This is a genomic window from Komagataeibacter intermedius TF2, from assembly GCF_000964425.1.
Classification (GTDB): domain Bacteria; phylum Pseudomonadota; class Alphaproteobacteria; order Acetobacterales; family Acetobacteraceae; genus Komagataeibacter; species Komagataeibacter intermedius.
This window is the reverse complement of record NZ_BANF01000012.1, coordinates 107206-123182: the sequence shown is the minus strand read 5'-3', so window position 1 is coordinate 123182 and position 15977 is coordinate 107206. Positions and strand designations below refer to the sequence as shown.

Here is a 15977-nt window from a genome sequence, read left to right as displayed (position 1 = left end):
CATGTTTTCCGGCATTATCGAACATCAGGGCCGCATTACCGCCGCACGCCGGCAGGACCGGGACCTGGACATAACCGTGGCCACCGGCATTCCCGACCTGACCATGGGCGAAAGCATTGCCGTCAATGGCGTGTGCCTGACGGTCACGTCGTTCGACGCGGCGGGCACGGCCACGTTCTTCATCAGTTCGGAAACGCTGGACCGCACGGCGCTGGGACGGCTTGCGTCAGGCCACACCGTCAACCTTGAACGCGCAGTTACCCCCACCACCCGCCTGTCGGGCCACATCGTGCAGGGACATGTGGATGGAACGGGACGGCTTGCGGCGGTGCGGCAGGAAGGGGAGGCCCGTCACATCACCTTCACCGTGCCGGCCCGCCTGCGCCGCTATCTGGTGGAAAAGGGGTCGATCACGATCGACGGCATCAGCCTGACGCTGAACGACGTCGGCGCGCCGGGCGAAGGGGGCTGTGACGCGGATGAATTCCGCATCGCACTGATGATCATCCCCCACACCTGGGACCATACGACCCTTGGCGCCCTGAAGGCAGGGGACCCCGTGAATATCGAAGTCGATGTCATCGCAAAATATGTGGAGAGCGTATGTCAGTATCGTTGATGCCCCCGGCACTGGCACAGGCCGTTGCCACCATCCGCCGGGGCGGGATGATCATCCTTGTGGATGACGAGGACCGCGAGAACGAAGGCGACCTGGTCATGGCCGCCGAACTCATGACGCCGGACGCCATGAACTTCATGGTCACGCATGCGCGCGGACTGGTGTGCATGCCCATGTCGCCCGAACGCGTTGCGCAGCTCAACCTGCCCATGATGACACAGGTGAACACCTGCCCGCGCGGCACGGCCTTTACCGTGTCGATCGAGGCGCGTGAGGGCGTCACCACCGGCATTTCGGCTGCCGACCGCGCCGAAACCGTGCTGGTGGCCGCAGCGCCCGATGCGAAGCCTGCGGATCTGGTATCCCCCGGGCATATCTTCCCGCTGCGCGCGGTGCCGGGCGGGACGGTGGCGCGGCCCGGCCATACGGAGGCATCGGTGGACCTTGCCCGCATGGCGGGCCTGATCCCGGCCGCCGTGATCTGCGAGATCATGAACGAGGATGGCACCATGGCCCGCATGGACGACCTGCGCCCCTACGCCACGCGCCATGGGCTGCAGATCCTGTCCATTGCGGAACTGGCGAAATGGCTGGAAGCCAACCCGCTGGGTGCCGGGCCGGATGCGCCACCCGCCATCGAACAGGTTGCCCGCGCCCACCTGCCCAGCCGCTTTGGCGGCCCGGACATGATGATCCACGCCTTCCGCGCGCCCGACGGGACCGAACATGTCGCCATGGTCAAGGGACAGCCCGACCGCGCGGACGCTGTCCCGCTGGTGCGGCTGCATTCGGAATGCGTGACGGGCGATGCGCTGGGGTCGCTGCGATGCGACTGCGGCGCGCAGCTTCAGGGCGCGCTGGAACAGATCGGACAGGCGGAATCCGGCGTTCTGGTCTATGTGCGCGGGCATGAAGGGCGGGGTATCGGCCTTGCCAACAAGATCCGCGCCTATGCCCTGCAGGACGAGGGACTGGATACGGTGGACGCCAACCACCGGCTGGGTTTCCAGACCGATGCACGTGACTGGCAGGCGGCATCCGACATCCTGCGCGCGCTGGGGGTAAAGCGGCTGGACCTGCTGACCAACAACCCTGACAAGGTGCGTGCGCTGGAACGCCATGGCTTTGACGTGCGTGAACGCATCACTCTTGCGGTGGAACCCAACCCATTCAACCGGGCCTATCTGGAAGCCAAGCGTACCCGGATGGGGCATGCCCTGTGCGAACCCGCGACAGCCGACGTCCACTGAAAAAAGTTATTTTCATACACTCTCTGCACCTTAAAACGGAAAACGCCGGATATGAGCACCAACATCCCCTCCACTCCCGCACAGCTTGAGTTTGCCCACGCGCCGCGCATCGCCATCGTGGTCAGCCGTTTCAATGAAAACGTGACCCATGGGCTGCGTGACGGCGCGCTGGCATGGCTGGAGGAACACGCCATTTCCATGCGACCGGACGATATCATGTATGCGCCAGGGGCATATGAGCTGCCGCTGCTGGCACAGACGCTGGCGCGCACCGGACGGTATGACGGCGTGGTATGCCTTGGCTGCGTGATCAAGGGCGATACCGCGCATTTCGAATTCATAAGCCTTGGCACCGCCGTGGGCCTGCAGCAGGCGACGCTGAACACCGAAGTGCCGATCGCCTTTGGCGTGCTGACCACCTACACGGACGAACAGGCCGTGGTCCGGTCGCGCGACGACGTGCACAACAAGGGCCGCGAAGCTGTCGCCGCCTGTGTTGAAAGTATCGCATTGCTTCAGAAAATCAGAGGCTGTTAAGATAGGCACAGGACCGGTTAAATGGCTGAAAACAGCCTTTTAACGGTCCTGTTTCAGGGACTGCGGACAGGGATGGCGAATGCGGCAGCTTACCTTCATCGCCGGGGCATTCGGTATCGGTCTGACGATATGGATGCTGGGGCGTTTTGGTCTGCATGACATCCTGCGGCTGATCGCGGCCGGAGGGTGGAGCATCCCTGCCATCATCATTTTCCATGCAAGCCAGGTCTGTGTCTCGGCGCAGGCATGGCGCACGCTGGCCGGGACCGGGCGCGCCCCGCTGGCCTTCATGGATTTTTTTGCGCTGCGCTGCGCGCGCGAAGGGATCAACAACCTGCTGCCGGTGGCCCAGGTGGGGGGGGAGGTCATTACCACCCGCCTCATGGCCCGGCGCGAGAACATGGGCATAAAGCGCGCCGCCGCCGCGACGATCTGCGACCTGACGATCGAACTGCTCAGCCAGGTCACCTTCACGCTGATCGGGCTTGGGGTGCTGTTCTGCCTGGTCAACCGGTCACATGTGACGGATGAGCTGATGGAAAGCGCCGGGGCCGCCGTCCTGCTGGGCATGGTGTTCTTTGGCAGCCAGTATCTGGGCGCCGTTTCCCTTGTGGAAAAGCTGCTGGTGCGCATCGCGGCCCATCTGGGATGGGACGGGGTGGATGACATCCGCGGCCTGCATGCCGAGATCATCGCCCTTTACCGCGCGCATGAAAATTCGCTGCGCGCGGGCGCGTTGCAGCTGCTGGGCTGGTCGCTCGGCACGTTCGAGGTTTTCCTTGTGCTCAAGGCCATGGGGCATCCGCTTTCGCTTGCTGACAGTTTTGTGATCGAAAGCGTGGGACAGGCGGCAAAATCCGCAGGCTTCGCCGTACCTGGCGCGCTGGGCGTGTCGGAGGGGGGGTATATCATCATCGGGGGGCTGTTCGGCCTGTCGCCGCAGGTGGGGATCGCGCTGTCGCTGATCAAGCGCCTGCGGGAGATTGCATGGGGCCTGCCGTCGCTCGTGGCATGGCAGGTCATGGAAATACGCTGGATCCGACCCGACCCGTCCACCGCAGGGGAAGCGCACCTGCCCGGTCAGTCATGACGCCTGCGCCATGCGCGGTCACGTCGTGTGACAAAGAACCACCTTGCATCGGGACCACATCATGGGCCAAACCGGGCCTCTTCACCGACTGCCGCGCCTCATGCGGCACGACGTAGGTTTCTGAAGGGCTGAATACTCGTCATGCTATCGGTACCGCTTGGGCGCCTTGTCGCTTTCTGTTCCCGTCGTGCCATTGCGGTGGTGCTGGTCTTTGCGTTCCTGATCATAGGCGCAACCTATGCCAGTTACGCGCTGCTGGGCGTGACCACGGATACGGGAACGATGTTCTCGGCCTCACTGGACTGGAAAAAGCGGTCGGATGAGATGGGGCGGCTGTTTCCCCAGAAACAGGACCAGCTTGTCGCCGTGATTGACGCGGCCCTGCCGGAAGAGGCGCAGCAGACCGCGCTGGCGCTGGCGGCGAAGCTGCGTGACGACCACGCCCATTTCAATTACGTCACCACCCCCCAGACCGACCCCTACCTGGTGCGCAACGGCCTCATGTTCCTTGACCCCAAGGCGCTGGAGCGGGTGCTGAACACCACCATCACCGCGCAGCCGTTCCTGAGTGAACTGGCCGCCGACCCGTCAGGACGCGGGCTGTTCAACGCACTGAACCTGATCGCGCTGGGCATAAGTCAGGGACAGGCCGACCTGGGTCCCTTCCATGCCGCGCTGGACGGGTTCGCCACGACGCTGCAGCACTCGGTCTCGGGCACGCCCGAACCCCTGTCGTGGGAACGCCTGCTGGCGGGCGACCTGGCGGACCTTGGCGGCAAGTACCAGTTTGTCGTGACACAGCCCAAGCTGGATTATGATTCCTTCCAGCCCGGCGGAGCCGCGTCGGACGCCATCCGCAACGCCGCCAGCAGCCTGCCATTTGTCCAGAGTGGCCGGGCGCATGTCCACATTACCGGTGATACCCAGATTGCGGATGAGGAATTCGCCACCGTGGCCGAAGGCATGGTGGCTGGCCTGCTGGGATCTCTGGTGCTGGTTTCGCTGTGGCTGATCCTGGCGGTGCATACGTGGCGCATCATCATTCCCATCATCATCACGCTGGTCTCCGGCCTGCTGCTGACCACCGGTTTTGCGGCAATCGTGGTGGGCAAGCTGAACCTGATTTCGGTCGCGTTCGCCATTCTGTTCGTGGGCATCGCGGTGGACTTCGCCATCCAGTTCTCGGTCCGGTTCCGCGCGCAGGCCCTGCCGGACGGCTCCTCACCGGGGCTGCTGGACGCACTTGAACAGACCGGCAATGAAACCGGGCATCAGATCCTTGTCGCCGCCATGGCGACCTCGGCAGGGTTCCTTGCCTTTACCCCGACTGCCTTTGTCGGCGTGGCCCAGCTTGGGCTGATTGCCGGGTTCGGCATGCTGTTCGCCTTCATCTGCACGCTGACACTGCTGCCCGCCCTGCTGCGGCTGTTCCGGCCCACGTCCGGGCACGGCAAGATCGGGTTTGCCTTCGCCCGCCCGGTTGACGTGGCGATCCGCCATCATCGCAAGCCGATCCTTGGGGTTTTCGTGGTGATCGCGCTGGTGGGCGTGGCCCTTATTCCCCGCCTGACCTTTGACGCGGACCCGCTGCATACCAAGAATCCCAAATCGGAGGGAATGGTCACGCTGGGCATGCTGATGTCGGAGCCGCAGTATTCCCCCTATACGGTGGATGTGCTGATGCCGAACCTGGATCAGGCCGCCACCATGTCCGACAAACTCTCGGGCCTGCCTATGGTGCATGATGCATTGTGGCTGGGGTCGCTGGTGCCTGCGGACCAGAAGGACAAGCTGCCCCTGATCCAGGATGCCGCGAACATCATGCTGCCGACGCTGCTGGTGTCCAACCCGGCACCCGCGCCGGATGCGGACGCCCTGCGCACGGCGGCGGCAAAGACGGCGGCGGCACTTGGCGGCGTGATGGACAAGCTGCCCGCCGATGATCCGCTGCGCCGCATCCAGTCGGCGCTGGCCCACCTGTCGCAGGCGGATGACCAGCGTGTGCTGGCCACGAACGAGGCACTGGTGCGCTTCCTGCCCATGCAGCTGAACATGCTGCGCGACATGCTGCAGGTGAAACCGGTTGCGATTTCCGACGTGCCCGCGCAGCTGGCGCACGACTACCTGCTGCCCGACGGACGTGCACTGGTCGAGGTCCACCCGACAAAGGACATGAAAGGCAACCGGGCGCTGCACACCTATGTGGGGGAAATCCAGAAGGTCGCTCCCATGGCGGCGGGGTCCGCCATCGACATCGTGCAGAGTGCGGCGACCATGGTGCATGCTTTTGTCACGGCAGCGGCCGCCGCCATCGTGATGATCGCCATCATCCTGGCGGTGGCCCTGCGCAAGCTGCTGGATACGGCGCTGGTGCTGGCGCCGCTGCTGCTGTCGGCGTTGATGACGGTCATCCTGATCATTGTAGTGCCGGAGCAGCTGAACTTCGCCAACATCATCGCGCTTCCTCTGCTGCTGGGGGTTGGCGTGTCGTTCAACATCTATTTCGTCATGAACTGGCGGGCGGGGATCAAGCTGCCCCTGTCCAGCCCGACGGCGCGCGCGGTGCTGTTTTCCGCGCTGACAACGGGCACGGCCTTCGGGTCACTTGCGGCGTCCCACCATCCGGGCACGGCCAGCATGGGCCGGCTGCTGCTGCTGTCACTGGCCTGCACGCTGGTGGCGACGCTGGTCTTCGTGCCAGCCCTTCTCCCCAAGCGCCCGATCGACGAGGAATGATCCCGCCGCTACGGGGATACGCAAAAGGCCGCACCCGAAAGGATGCGGCCTTTTTCATGGAAAAGTCTTTGGCGAAGCTTTTTTCAAAACGCTTCCAGAGCCTGTTGGGGATTGAGTTTTCTAAAGGACCCAGATGTGGTTCGAAGTCGATATGGATCGCTTGATATTGACGGACGCCCGTTCGATGAAGCCCTGTTCAAAGCGCGCCATCTCATCGAGACCGTCTTCTGCAAGGTCAAGGAGTTCAGGCGCATCGCCATGCGGAGCGACAGGACAGACATATCCTTTGCTGCCATGATCCATCTCACAGCCGCAATCATCAGTTCACGATCATTCCCAACAGGCCCTGAAAAAAGCTGCACCAGAAACTTCTTTTTTATTTCATGGATATTTACCGAATCAGTTCTGACATGACTGGTGCCAGTCGTCTTGTTCCTGTTCCGTCAGGGGCAGGGGAAGCGCCATCCGGCGCTGGCTGGAATCCACGCAGGTTTCCAGCACCGCCATCAGGGCCACAGCCTGTATGGGGGGCACGGGGTTATATCCCCGCCCCATGATCGCATCGCGCAGCATGGCGTAATAGATCCGGTAATCGCCCGGCGGGGTGGGAAATGCGCGCGGCGTTTCGCTGCCGTCGAACACAAGCAGGTCATCAGGGTCTTCCCCCCAGCCCTGATCCCCGGGGCACATGCCGGAGCGAAGCTGGTTTTCCTGCTGATCGGTCTTGCGTTTGAGCACCGTGCCGCGTGTACCATGCACGACAAAGCGTGGGCCGCTCCATGCCGAGAGCAGGCTGCAATGCAGGCTGACCCGCCTTTCCCCATATGTCAGCAGCACATATGCCCAGTCATCGCCGCGCGCATCATCGCGCTGATGGGCCAGACTGGCCTGTACATGATCCGGCAGGCCGAACAGTTGCAGGGCCTGATCAGCCATATGCGGGCCAAGGTCGAACCACAGGCCGCATCCGGCTTCATCCGTTTCGCGCCAGCGTTCACGCACCTGCGGACGGAAACGGTCCATGCGCGATTCCAGTTCGGTCACCTGCCCGACCTGTCCGTTTGAGATCAGGGTGTGGATGCCCAGAAAATCGCTGTCCCATCGCCGGTTCTGGAAAACGGACAGGAACCGCCCCTGTTCACGCGCAACCTGCGCCACCATACGCGCCTGCGCCAGTGTAATGGTGAACGGCTTGTCCACCACCACATGCAGTCCGGCGCGTAATGCTGCGATGGCAAGGTCGGCATGGGTGGTATTCGGGGTGGCGATCACCACCATGTCCAGATCGGGCAGGGCAAACAGGGCATCGGGGGTCGCCGTGACCGTGACCTCCGGCCAGTCGCGCAGGACCGCCTCTGGTTGTCCCGAACTGATGGCGACAAGCCTGAGCCCCGGTATCGCGGCGATCAGGGGGGCGTGAAAGGTGCGGCCGGCAAAACCGTAGCCGACGAGACCTACCCGCAATGGCCAGTGTGGTGATGTGGACATCCGCTTCCCTTTCGCCGGTGTGTGCAGGGGCCAGTATCAGGCACGTGCGGTATCCCGGCAATCGGGGCGGGAAGCGGAATAATAAAAGTTTCCGGGCACCCCCTTTTTCAAAAGGCGGGGGGGGTATCACGTGGTCCCCACCGGTATCAGAACAGCAGGATCATACCGCCCGATGCACTGTTGTCGCTTTCTTTGTACGGGCCGTGGGCTGCCGAACTGGTATGGGCATATTCCGCCACAAGGTTCAGCCAGTCGGTCATCTTGTAATAGGCGGCGCCCACTTCGGATTCGTTGCGACGGACCAGATCGGGATCGTTCTCGCCGGGGGCCTGATACAGGTTACTGACACCATAGCTTCCGACCAGTTTGAACTTCTTGGTGAAGTTATACATCATCTGGACATAATAGCCTTCCGATGCACGCTTGCGCCCGTTGCTGGCCACGCCGTCAAAGAACAGGCCGGTCGTGCCCAGGCCGCTGCCACGGTAGTAGTAGCCCACGAACTGCGCCGGACCATAGGTCAGCTTCGTACCGATTTCGCCTGCTTCCGCCGTGACGCCGTGTTTCTGACCCGGAATGACGGAAACATCCGCGGTACTGCTGGTGGTCATGTTATAAATGCCACCATTTTCCTCAAGCAGTTGGGTGGAAACCGTTGTCGTCTTGCTGACCGTCAGGTCTTGCTGATGCTGCGTCAGGAAGCTGGCCCAGATGCGGGCACTCAGTCCACCGATCTTGAAGTCATAGGTTACCTTGCCCTGGATCATGGGCGAACTGTGCTGGGTGGAGCCTGCCGAATAGGCATTGCCGTTGGCGTCATCACCCGAGAAATCAAACTCATCCAGCGGCTGCAGGATGCCGATCGTGCCCTGGAATCCCTTAATGGTGGGCGACTGATACGAAATCTGCGGGATCCAGTCGGCATACACATAACCGACGCCAATACGGCCAAGCGACGTATTACCCGGAGCCGAGTTGCTGCCGGTGGAGCCGACACTCAGCAGGGTCGCATCATCAAGGATCGCGTCACCGCCAAAGATGCCAAGGTCACGACCGATCTTGAACGTGCCCCATTTCTTGTTGCCCGCCGTCACGTACACCTGACGAAAATCGATGCCGGCGGTGCCAAGGCCCACCGGGCTGCCGCCGGTATTGGCATTCATGGCGCCGTTCTTGGCATTGTCGATGCCGGGATACATGCCCATGACGGCGGCAAGGTCGATGCCGTTCTGCGTGGTCTTGAGCTTCAGGATCAGGCCCGCAGGCAGCAGGCCGTTACGCAGCGCCGAGGAATCGAACCCGCTCGACCCGGTCGAGACGCCGCCTGCGACCGGCATGCCGCCGGCCGGGCTGTTATAGGTATAGAACCCGTTGATGAAGCCCGACAGGTTGATGTCGATCGGGCCTGCCTTGAAGGTCAGGCCCTTGCCAGCCTCATATTTCTCCATGCGCACGAATGACAGGCCGCCGCCAAGACCCATGGAATGCTGGGCCGCCAGCCACGTGGATTCAGCCGATGCCGCGCTGGCCTGCGCGCTGGCCGCCGCCTGCTGCGCCTGCGCCAGCACATAGTCGGGGTCCATGCCACCACCACCAATGCCGATCTGGCCGGGGGGCTGGATCGGGTGGCCCATGGCGGTGCGCACCTGATCGTGGGCGGACGTGGGAACGGCCATGTGGCGTTGTGCGGGCATGTACTGCGGCGCGCGGCTGGAGGCGGCTGCCGCCTCGTGCACATGCTGCATGTGATGGGCCAGCAGCCCCCTGTACTCGCCCTGTGTCAGGCTGCCCTTGGCCTTCAGGATGTCGAGGAGTTCACTATAATCGTCAGCCCGCGCATCTTCGGGAAAGGCAAGGGATGCGCTTCCGCTTGCCATTACAACTACCGCGCCAATACGCGCCAATTTTCCTGCCGACATAGTATTAAACTCCCTGTCCGCATTCCTGTTGTATAAAACCCTGCGGGTCAATGGGCCCCATCTGGTCCGGCAGGCCCGGTCCGGGGACATGACAGTCCTGTAATAACATAGGGATTTTTCCCCGCATGCGGGATGGCGGCGTAGGGGAAGGGCGTCTATCCAGATGGATTCGTTAGCCAATCTTCCTTCTTTTTCATACAATGTTCAAAATATGGTCAGTCGGGAACACATGTGCGTTTTCTGACCGAAAGCGTACGATATCGCAGTACGAAAGGACAGGAAAACGGAATAACGACGTGGTTTCGTAACATTCGTCACGATGCATCAAACAATCGTGTGCGCATGCTTTTCTGCCCTGTGGCCAGTAAAAAAATACACAAGTTCGTTACGGGTAGTCAGAAATACAGAATATCAAATCACGAAGCTGTGTTTGTATTCTATTGGTTAATTATTGACTGTATCCCGTTTGCCCATCGCCGCATTCACGACCGTGCGGGCCTGTCGCCATGCGGCTTCCAGCGCATCGACCATTGTTTCATGGGAGGAGGTCCAGTCCTGCACTTCGTGTCCGGGCATGGTCAGGCGTGCGCGCCACTGTCCCGTTCCCGTTGATGACGGCTGGCGGTCAATGTTCACCGTCCAGTCCGCCGGTATGCGCGTCAGTACCCGTGCCAGCCGTTTTTCCGGTGTCAGCGGTGTGGCGTAATTATGTGACATGGGATTTCCCTAACTGTGGATAAGATGGGCTGTACCCCTTGACGCAGGCGGGGATAACCCCAAAAAACGCAGGCTTTGCGCGTAACCAAGGATATGCCTGCCGTGTCTGCCTTTCCCGGCCTTGTTCCCGATGCATCCGTCGATGGCGTGGCCCATCTGATCCAGACCGCCCTGACACCTGTTTTCATGCTGTCGGGTATCGGGACGCTGCTGAACATGTTCAACACGCGACTGGCCCGTGTCAGTGATCATATCGAGACAGTACGTGACAAGCTGGAAAATGCGGATGACAAGGGCAGCGAAAGTGCGGGGCTGCTGTTACGCCGGTTGACGCATCTGCATTACCGCACCCTGCTGCTGGATGCCTCCATCCTGTTCGCGGGGGTGGGTGGGGCGTCAGCCTGTGGTTCGGCCTTTGCCCTGTTCATGGGCAGCGTTCGGGATTCGGCCATTGCGTGGTGGCTGGTACTCATGTTCGGCAATGCGCTGGTGTGCACCGTTATTGCGCTGGCCATGTTCCTTGGGGACAGCCTTGTCGCGTGGCATGGCCTGCGGGTCACGACCTTCCTGCCGCACAAGAAGGACATGCTGAACAACATCGTGGACTGACGCGATGTCCGGATGCTGTTCTAAAGTCATTTATCGGTAAATAGCATACGTTTCCGAGCACCGCTTTTTTGAAAAAAGCATCACCAGAACCACCTTTGGTTGTTCAGCCTTCGGTCTGCTGCCCTTCGCGCCGCGCGCATAGCGGCAGCAGCACAAGGAAATAGCCGAAATAATATAGTGCCGCGACCCGGCCTGCGATCATCCAGCCCCCTTCGGCATGATGCCGGCCCACCAGTCCCATCAGCACGAACGATATGACCAGTCCCGCCATGCCGATCCGGCAGGCCGGGCGGAAACGTGCCGAACGGATGGGCGAACGGTCCAGCCAGGGCACCGCGAACAGGACCAGGATCGATCCCGCCGCCGCCAGCAGGCCACCAAACTTGGACGGCACGGATTGCAGCAGGCCGTAGAACGGCAGGAAATACCATTCCGGTTCAATATCGGCAGGCGTGTGCATGGGGTTGGCGGGACGATAATTTTCCGGCTCCGACAGCAGGTCCGGCCACAGGAAGGCCAGCGCCACGAAAACCAGCGCGAACAGCACGAGACCCGTCAGATCCTTGGTGGTGTAATAGGGATGGAAGGGCACGGTCTGGCGTTCGGGCACCGGCCTGCCATCGGGGTTGTTCGGCCCGCTGACATGCAGCGCCACCACATGAATGGCCACGACAGCCACAATGGCGAACGCCATGAGGAAATGCAGCACGAAAAAGCGGTGGATGAAAATATCCCCCAGATGGTCGCTGCCTTCCATGATGTGTTCCAGCGTGCCGCCAATGACCGGCACGGCGCCAACCGCCTTGCCCGCGACATCCGCCCCCCAGTACGACATCTGCCCCCATGGCAGCACATACCCCGCGAATGCCGTGACCATGACCATAAGCAGCAGGCCCAGCCCGCTCAGCCACAGGATTTCGCGCGGCTGCTTGTATGACCCGTAATACAGCCCACGGAACAGGTGGATATACAGGGCGGCCATGAACAGGCTGGCCCCCGTCATGTGCATCGCGCGCAGCATCCACCCACCCGGAAGCTGACGTTCGATCATTTCCACCGACATGAACGCCCCGGCGGAGGTCGGGGTATAGTTCATGGCCAGGAAAATGCCCGTCGCCAGCATCAGCACCAGAACGGTGGTCAGGATCGCCCCGAAATTCCACAGGGCATTCAGGTTTTTCGGCATGCGGAAATCAATATATTCCTGCCGAAAGCCGCTGATGACCGGAAGCCTGCGGTCAATCCAGCCCCCAATGCCGCCAGGGCCTGCTGATGGCGCGTGGGGGGGAATGTTTTCGGGGAGGCTGGGCCCGCTCATTCTTGATTCCTGAATTCAGCGAATGGAAAAATCAGGGAACGGTGTAGCAGCCACAGGGGCGGCAGGCACCTCATCTTTTGAACCGGGCATGATTTCATGGCGGCACAGTCCTGCAGCCACGCGGCAGGACATGCGGACAGGCACGGACCGAACAGGCCGCGCCATAACAGGACCAACTGATTTTCAAGGAAAGTGGCGCACCCGAAAGGACTCGAACCTCTAACCCCCAGATTCGTAGTCTGGTGCTCTATCCAGTTGAGCTACGGGTGCGCTGTGAGGCGGCTTTTAACTGACCCTGCCGCACCCCGCAACCCCCTTTTTCAATTATCGAAAGATTTTTTTATCCCACCCTGCGCAAAAGCAGCCGGGCGGCGGTGCGCCGGGTCCATGTGCGGATGTGTTCCATGTACAGGTAAATGACCGGCGTGGTGTACAGCGTCAGCAGCTGGCTCATCATCAGTCCCCCCACCACCGTAATGCCCAGCGGGCGACGCATTTCCACTCCGTAGCCGCCATTTGTAATCAGTGGCACGGCGCCCAGCGCTGCCGCCAGCGTGGTCATGAGGATCGGGCGGAAACGCTGGATGCAGGCGTCCCGTATGGCCTGCTGCGGGGACAGCCCGCGGTCGCGTTCCGCATGCAGCGCGAAATCCACGATCAGGATGGCGTTTTTCTTGACGATCCCCACCAGCAGGATCATTCCGATCATGGTGATCAGGGAAAACTCCTGCCCCAGCACCCACAGCGCCAGCACCGCCCCCACCCCGGCTGACGGCAGGGTGGACATGATGGTCAGCGGGTGAATGTAGCTTTCATACAGGATGCCCAGCGTCACATAGATTGTCACAAGGGCGGCGATGAAGATCAGCACCTCGTTGATGATGGCGGACTGGAACTGCGCCGCCTGCCCGGTAAACCCGCCATGGATGGAAGGCGGCACATGCATCCGGACCATGGTGTCGGCAATGGTGGCGGTGGCGTCGCTCAATGCCATGCCGGGGGCGAGGTTGAAGGAAATGGCGGCGGATACGGACCCGCCCTTGTGCGATACGGTAATGGCGGTGGGATGGTGTTCAAGCCGCGCCACGTTGGAAAGGGGCAGCATGGTTTCGGTGCTGGATGATACGGCCGACCCGTTTGACGCGCCCGCCCCGCCCGCCAGCCTGTTGGCGATTTCGTTGCGGAAGGACTGCTGGCTCAACTGCGTGCTGGTGCTGGCCTGCGTGGTGGTCGCCATGCGGGCGCGGACCGTATTGGACACCGTGCCGCCGCCGGGACTGCCGCCAGCGGTGGAAATACGGAATGACTGCAGGATGTCGGGGGACGTGCGGTACTGGTCCGCCACCTCCATCACCACATGGTAGGTCGCAAGCGAGGTGGAGATGTTGGACGCGATGCGCTGGCCAAATGCGTCATACAGCGTGTTGCTGACCAGTTGTGGCGTGATCAGGTACCGCGCGGCAAGGTCGCGGATGATGTCAGCATGGATGGCCGCGCCATTGTTCATGATGTCCGTCGTGACATCCCGCAGGGCAGGCGCCGTGCGCAGGGCCGCGGTCAGCGCGGGCACCCATGTATACAGGGCGTCCGCGTCATCGCTGGTCAGCAGGTAGCGGTACGCCCCTTCCTTCTGCCGCCCGCCGCCGCCGCTTATGTCCCCTGCCGAAAACAGGGAGACATCGAGCCCCGGGATATTGGCCAGCCGCTTGTGGATGCGTTCGATCATTTCATCGGGGCCGTCATCGCGCTTCGTACGGTCCACCATCTGGGCAAAGGCCTGCCCTTCGATATTGGTGTCGCCTGAAAAGGCGATGACTTCCTGCGCATCCCTGTCGGCGGTCAGGGCGTCACTTATGGCGCGGATCTTGTCCGTCATGGCGGGAAATGACGTGGTCTGGTCGGCACGGAAGAAGCTCATGACCATGGCCACGTCTTCCTTGGGCAATATTCCCTTGGGCATGAGCACGATCACCCCGACCATGACCGCCAGGCTCAGCGGCAGGCTCACGGCGGTCAGCACATGGTGGCGCAGCGCCACATCCAGCGTGCGTTCATAAAACCGCAGCAGGTGCAGGTAGCCCGCTTCCAGCCAGTCGCCCACCGCGCGCGGCCAGCGCCGCCACCACGCAGCACCCGCGGGCAGGGGCGTGTCGTGGCTGACTTCCAGCAGAAGGCTGCACATCATCGGCGTCAGGCTGAGGGCAAGCACCAGCGAAACGGTGACGGTAATGGCCAGCGTCATGGAAAATTCGAAAAAGACCTTCCCCGGCGTCCCCCCCAGCAGCAGCAGCGGCAGGAACACCGCCACCAGCGATATGGTGATCGACATGACGGTGAACCCGATCTCACGCGATCCCTGAAGGGCGGCCTGCATCCGTCCCATGCCCGCCTCCATGTGGCGGGCGATGTTTTCCAGCACCACGATGGCGTCATCCACCACGAAGCCGGTCGCGATGGTCAGCGCCATAAGGGACAGGATATCAAGCGAGAAATGGAACAGCGACATGACCGCCACCGTCCCCGCCAGCGAAATAGGCACCGTAATGGCGGGAATCAGGGTGGAACGCGGCGTGCGCAGGAACACCAGCACCACACCCACCACCAGCACCACCGACGCCAGCAGCGTCCACTGCGTATCGGCCAGTGACGCGCGGATGGTGATGGAACGGTCCATGGCCGGGGTCAGCGTCACCCCACCCGGCAGGGCCGCGCGCAGGGCGGGAAGGCGGGCCTTGATTTCATCGGTGACGCGAATGACATTGGCGCCCGCACGCGGCAGGATAATGGCCATGGCGGCCCTGTGCCCGTTCAGGAAGCCGACCTTGCGTTCGTTTTCCACCCCGTTATGCACGTAGGCCACATCCTGCAGCCGCACGGGGCGGTTGTCGCGGTAGCCGATGACAAGGTCGCGGTACTGTGCTGCCGTCCGCGCCTGGTCATTGGTGGCGAGGGTGTAGCGCGTGGTGTCGTTCTCGATCACGCCCTTGGGGGTATTGGCGTTGGCCGACGCCAGGGCCGAACGGATGTCCTCGAACCCCAGCCCGTATTTGAACAGGGGCCACGGATTGATTTCCACCCTGACCGCAGGTGGGGAACTGCCCATCAACTCGACCCAGCCAACGCCCTGTACCTGTGACAGCAGGGGCTGCAGGCGTGTCTTGGCAATATCATACAGCTCCGACATCGGCTGCGTTTCCGATGTCAGGGCCAGGATCATGATCGGGTTTTCCGACGGGTTGGCCTTCCAGTATTCCGGCTGTGATTCCAGCGTCGCGGGCATGTCGGCGCGGGCCGCGCGCAGGGCTGCTTCCACATCGTTGGCGGCGGAATCTATATTGGTCGAATCATTGAAGGTCAGCAGGATAAAGGCGCTATCCTGACTGGAATCGGATTCAATCTCGCTTATGCCCGCGATCTGCCCCAGCCTGCGTTCCAGCGGGGTAGTGACGGAACTGGCCATCTGCTGGGGTGATGCCCCGGGCTGATTGGCCACGACGTAAATGACGGGTACCGCGATATCCGGCAGGTCGCCCACCGGCAGTATCCGGTAGGCAAAAAGCCCCGAAAGGACGATGGCCGCTGCCAGCAGGGTGGTTGCAACCGGGCGCAGGATGAAAATACGGCACAGGTTCACGGCCTGTTTCCGGATGTTCGGGTCATGTTATCCTTGATTCAGACGGAATTCAGGTCGGCA

11 protein-coding genes and 1 tRNA gene are annotated in these 15977 nt (G+C 61.9%); 6 read left to right on the top strand and 6 right to left on the bottom strand.

The annotated features are described in order from the left end of the window. The first annotated feature begins 1 nt into the window (after window position 1). The 5 genes from B7449_RS02965 (at window position 2) to B7449_RS02945 (ending at window position 6232) form a co-directional block, all read left to right on the top strand. Window positions 2-619, top strand: a complete 618-nt coding sequence (locus tag B7449_RS02965) for a riboflavin synthase (protein WP_039733321.1) — start codon at window positions 2-4, stop codon at window positions 617-619. After that, entirely contained in the window at window positions 619-1869 is a 1251-nt protein-coding gene (locus B7449_RS02960) for a bifunctional 3,4-dihydroxy-2-butanone-4-phosphate synthase/GTP cyclohydrolase II (RefSeq protein WP_039733322.1), read from the top strand. The genes B7449_RS02965 and B7449_RS02960 overlap by 1 nt, the downstream gene beginning before the upstream one ends. 51 nt (window positions 1870-1920) lie before the next feature. Next, window positions 1921-2406, top strand: coding sequence for a 6,7-dimethyl-8-ribityllumazine synthase (gene ribH / locus B7449_RS02955; protein WP_039733323.1), 486 nt, complete (start codon window positions 1921-1923; stop codon window positions 2404-2406). A 79-nt stretch (window positions 2407-2485) separates the two neighbouring features. Continuing rightward, on the top strand, window positions 2486-3496 hold the full coding sequence (locus B7449_RS02950; protein ID WP_039733324.1) for a lysylphosphatidylglycerol synthase domain-containing protein: 1011 nt from the start codon (window positions 2486-2488) through the stop codon (window positions 3494-3496). 141 nt (window positions 3497-3637) lie between these two features. Continuing rightward, complete coding sequence (locus tag B7449_RS02945; protein ID WP_039733325.1) at window positions 3638-6232, top strand: MMPL family transporter; 2595 nt, start codon at window positions 3638-3640, stop codon at window positions 6230-6232. A 399-nt stretch (window positions 6233-6631) separates the two neighbouring features. Here the strand turns inward: B7449_RS02945 and B7449_RS02935 are convergent, their stop codons facing one another. From B7449_RS02935 to B7449_RS02925, 3 genes are all read right to left on the bottom strand, one after another. Then, a complete protein-coding gene (locus tag B7449_RS02935; protein WP_039733326.1) occupies window positions 6632-7720 on the bottom strand; it encodes an oxidoreductase in 1089 nt (362 codons plus the stop codon). Window positions 7721-7866: 146 nt separating this feature from the next. Continuing rightward, window positions 7867-9597 carry a hypothetical protein gene (locus tag B7449_RS02930; RefSeq protein WP_039733327.1) on the bottom strand — a complete coding sequence of 577 codons (1731 nt, stop codon included), beginning with the start codon at window positions 9595-9597 and terminating at the stop codon, window positions 7867-7869. A 486-nt stretch (window positions 9598-10083) separates the two neighbouring features. Next, window positions 10084-10356, bottom strand: a complete 273-nt coding sequence (locus tag B7449_RS02925; RefSeq protein WP_039733328.1) for a hypothetical protein — start codon at window positions 10354-10356, stop codon at window positions 10084-10086. A 93-nt stretch (window positions 10357-10449) separates the two neighbouring features. On the opposite strand from B7449_RS02925, the gene B7449_RS02920 reads away from it, so the two are divergent. Then, a complete protein-coding gene (locus tag B7449_RS02920; protein WP_039733329.1) occupies window positions 10450-10965 on the top strand; it encodes a DUF2721 domain-containing protein in 516 nt (171 codons plus the stop codon). A gap of 103 nt (window positions 10966-11068) precedes the next feature. On the opposite strand, the gene B7449_RS02915 is transcribed toward B7449_RS02920, so the two are convergent. The 3 genes from B7449_RS02915 to B7449_RS02905 all read right to left on the bottom strand — a co-directional run bounded on the left by B7449_RS02915 (window position 11069) and on the right by B7449_RS02905 (window position 15917). Continuing rightward, window positions 11069-12283, bottom strand: a complete 1215-nt coding sequence (locus B7449_RS02915; protein ID WP_039733330.1) for a cytochrome b — start codon at window positions 12281-12283, stop codon at window positions 11069-11071. A gap of 193 nt (window positions 12284-12476) precedes the next feature. Then, window positions 12477-12553: transfer RNA gene (locus tag B7449_RS02910), tRNA-Arg, on the bottom strand. A gap of 70 nt (window positions 12554-12623) precedes the next feature. Next, the gene (locus tag B7449_RS02905) at window positions 12624-15917 is read right to left on the bottom strand and encodes an efflux RND transporter permease subunit (protein ID WP_039733333.1); all 3294 of its coding nucleotides are present in this window, start codon (window positions 15915-15917) and stop codon (window positions 12624-12626) included. Between the last annotated feature and the right edge of the window lie 60 nt (window positions 15918-15977).

What these genes read in the sequence shown, in the direction of transcription:
- ribH (WP_039733323.1), top strand. Translation starts at nt 1,921, where the DNA reads ATGAGCACCAACATCCCCTCCACTCCCGCACAGCTTGAGTTTGCCCAC.
- B7449_RS02930 (WP_039733327.1), bottom strand. Translation starts at nt 9,597, where the DNA reads ATGGCAAGCGGAAGCGCATCCCTTGCCTTTCCCGAAGATGCGCGGGCT.
- B7449_RS02935 (WP_039733326.1), bottom strand. Translation starts at nt 7,720, where the DNA reads ATGTCCACATCACCACACTGGCCATTGCGGGTAGGTCTCGTCGGCTAC.
- B7449_RS02915 (WP_039733330.1), bottom strand. Translation starts at nt 12,283, where the DNA reads ATGAGCGGGCCCAGCCTCCCCGAAAACATTCCCCCCCACGCGCCATCA.
- B7449_RS02965 (WP_039733321.1), top strand. Translation starts at nt 2, where the DNA reads ATGTTTTCCGGCATTATCGAACATCAGGGCCGCATTACCGCCGCACGC.
- B7449_RS02925 (WP_039733328.1), bottom strand. Translation starts at nt 10,356, where the DNA reads ATGTCACATAATTACGCCACACCGCTGACACCGGAAAAACGGCTGGCA.
- B7449_RS02960 (WP_039733322.1), top strand. Translation starts at nt 619, where the DNA reads ATGCCCCCGGCACTGGCACAGGCCGTTGCCACCATCCGCCGGGGCGGG.
- B7449_RS02950 (WP_039733324.1), top strand. Translation starts at nt 2,486, where the DNA reads ATGCGGCAGCTTACCTTCATCGCCGGGGCATTCGGTATCGGTCTGACG.
- B7449_RS02920 (WP_039733329.1), top strand. Translation starts at nt 10,450, where the DNA reads ATGCCTGCCGTGTCTGCCTTTCCCGGCCTTGTTCCCGATGCATCCGTC.
- B7449_RS02945 (WP_039733325.1), top strand. Translation starts at nt 3,638, where the DNA reads ATGCTATCGGTACCGCTTGGGCGCCTTGTCGCTTTCTGTTCCCGTCGT.